The organism is Mobilicoccus massiliensis (genome assembly GCF_000826525.2).
GTDB lineage: Bacteria > Actinomycetota > Actinomycetes > Actinomycetales > Dermatophilaceae > Mobilicoccus > Mobilicoccus massiliensis.
In genome coordinates, this window is record NZ_LN651311.1 from 1 (window position 1) to 2,838 (window position 2,838).

3 protein-coding genes are annotated in these 2,838 nt (G+C 72.1%); all 3 read right to left on the reverse strand.

The features are described from left to right. Nucleotides 1-58 precede the first annotated feature (58 nt). Nucleotides 59-1,033, reverse strand: a complete 975-nt coding sequence (locus tag BN1197_RS00005; protein ID WP_052465778.1) for an ABC transporter ATP-binding protein — start codon at nt 1,031-1,033, stop codon at nt 59-61. 56 nt (nt 1,034-1,089) lie between these two features. Next, the gene (locus tag BN1197_RS00010; RefSeq protein ID WP_141397147.1) at nt 1,090-1,878 is read right to left on the reverse strand and encodes an HlyD family secretion protein; all 789 of its coding nucleotides are present in this window, start codon (nt 1,876-1,878) and stop codon (nt 1,090-1,092) included. Between the two features lie 5 nt (nt 1,879-1,883). Then, a partial coding sequence (locus tag BN1197_RS17180; protein WP_040155156.1) for an HlyD family secretion protein occupies nt 1,884-2,838 on the reverse strand: 955 nt, incomplete at its 5' end.

The following is a 2,838-nucleotide window of genomic DNA, read 5'->3' on the forward strand; positions in this document are numbered from 1 at the left end:
GTCACGGGGTTGGGGGAGCGGGGCGCCGGGGTGCGCGGTGCACGATCGAGTGTCGTGCTCACGACAGGGCCTCCCCGACGCGGGTGGGACTCGTGACACCGGTACCCGGCTCGTCGTCGCGATCGGCGAGCACGGCGAACGCCGCCTCCATGTCGACGCGGATCGGAGTCACCCGCACCCGCCGGAGGCCCGCCTCGTCGAGCGCCGTGGCGACCTCACCTGGCGCATCGCTCGGACCCGCGTCCCACAATACGCGCACGACGTCGCCGTGCAGGTGGGCCGAGAGCAACCGGGCATCGCGTGTGGCGGTCACCGCCTCGAGGATCTGCCGAGGCGTGAGGTCGACCGCCCCGCCCACCTCGAGCAGAGTGCCCGGCACCTGGGCCGCGACCTCGGCGAGGGTTCCGCGGGTCGTGATGCGGCCGTGCTGGAGGAAGGCGATGTCGGTGCAGCGCTCGGCCTCGTCCATGTACGGGGTCGCGACGAGGATCGTGCGGCCCTCACGGTGCAGGCCCGCGAGAATGCGCCAGAACTCGCGACGGGAGACGGGGTCGACGCCGGTCGTCGGTTCGTCGAGGAACAGCACGTCGGGCTCGTGCATGAGGGTGGCCGCGAGCATGAGCTTCTGCTTCATGCCGCCCGAGACGGTGCCGGAGCGCATCCCGGCGAACTCCGCCAGGCCCATCGACTCGAGCAGCCGCGCCGACCGGTCTCGACGCTGTCTGCGATCCACGCCGCGCAGGGTGGCGAAGTAGTCGACGTTCTCGGCGATCGTCAGGTCGGGGTACATGCAGAACCGCTGCGGCATGTACCCGATCCGTGGCGTGACCTGGGGCTTCTGCGTCGTCACCGAGAACCCGCACACGCGCGCATCCCCGTCGGTGGGGTCGAGCACGGTCGCGAGCATGCGCAACAGCGTCGACTTGCCCGCCCCGTCCGGCCCGAGCAGGCCGAAGATCGCCCCGGGGGCGATGTCGAGGTCGACGGCGTCGACTGCGGTGAGCTCGCCGAAGCGGCGGGTGAGAGCGCGCATCGAGACTTCCTCTTGTGTCGATACAAGAGTGCGTGCGTCGGCGGTCTCGTCGACGCTCACCGGAACGTCACCGTCACGGGCATCCCCGGCTTGAGGGTGCCGGAGTCGTCGGCCACGCGCAGACGCACCTCGTAGACGAGCTTGGCGCGTTGGTCCTCGGTCTCGACGGTGTTCGGGGTGAACTCCGCGGTGGAGGCGACGTAGGAGACCGTGCCCCCGAACGACCGCGTCGTGGAGTCGGTCGTCACCGACGCGGTGTGGCCCAGGCGGGCGTCGCCGATGCGAGGTTCGGGCACGTACGCGCGCACGTACAGGTCGGCGGGGTCGAGCAAGGTGACGAGCGTCTTGGCCGGGGCGGCGTTCTGGCCGGCGTTGGTCGCGAGCGTGGCCACCGTGCCAGCGTGGGGTGCCTTCACCGTCGCATAACCCTGCTGCACCTTGGCGAGCTGTACGGCTGCCTCGGCCTGCGCGAGTCTCGCCCGGGCTGCGGAGATCTCCGCGTCGGAGCCGTCGTCGTCCTTCGCCTGGTCGACGGCGGCGCGGGCGGCCCTGACGCCCTCGTTCGCCTGGTCGACCTGCAGCGACAGGGGGCGGGCGTCGAGCTCGACGAGAGTCTGACCCGCCTTGACGGTGTCACCCTCGGCGACGTGGACCTTGGTCACCGTGCCCGCCGTGGCCGGTGCGACCTGGTATTCGTTCGCCTCGATCGAGCCCGACGCGGTGAGGGCGCCACCGGTTTCTTCGGCCTGCCGGCCGCGCCACCAGTACCAGGCGCCGATCGCGAGGCACAGCACGACGACGATCGCGACGATGCGCGCGACGACCTTCTTCGGAGGACGGGCCATCTCGATCACCTCTTGCTCGGGGCCGACGCGGACGCGCCGGACGGGGTGGTGGGGGTGGCCTCGCCGCAGGGAGTGAGGCGGAGGCCGACCGGGGTGCCGGGTGGAAGGACGGCGCCACCGAGGTCATCGACGGTGACCTCGACTGCGACCGCGCGCAGGAGGTGGACCTCGTCGGTGGCCTGCGACGTGGGCGGGTACTCGGCGCGGGTGCCGAGGAGGGTGACCCGACCGGGAAGCGCGGAGGAGAGCCAGTCGGCGGTGACGGACGCCGTCGTGTTCCGGCACACCGCTTCGGCTTGCTGGGGTGGCAGCCAGGCGGTGAGCACGGGGTGGTCACGGTCGACGTCGGCCGAGATCCGCGCCACCGGGGCGCCGGGGGAGAGGACGTCGCCGACGTCCGCGGTGTGCGTGACATGGCCGCTCACCGGCGCGACGAGGGTGGTGCGCTCCCGGGTCAGGGTTGCCTGTCGCCGGCGGACCGTGGCGGAGTCGACGGCGATGCGGGCCTGCTCGCGCGCGTGCCGCAGCTTGCGGCGGGCCTCGCGGATCTTGTCGATACCCTCGTCGATCTTCGCGAGACCGTCCTCGGCCTTGGCGATGCCCTCGTCGATCCGCCGCAGCCCGTCGGTCATCGCCGCGAGCCCGGCAGTGAGTTCCGCTCGTGCGGCTCGGGCCTGGGCGCGCTTGGCGATCAGTGAGCGACGAGCGTTCTCGGCCCGGGCGAGCTTGCTCCCGACCTCGCGTCGTTTGGTGGTGAGCATCCGATCCGCCTGCCGCACCTTCGTGAGCTGGACGTCGAGTGCGGCGATCCGGCGGTCGAGCTCCGCGATCTTCGCCTGGAGCTCTCTGGGCGATGGGCGGGCGGTCGGGGAACGGCGGGCGCGGGCGCGGGAGGGTGCGGACGACGATCGATCGCGCTGCCGTGCCTCGTCGCCCTTGTCGTGTCGGCTGGGGCGGGCG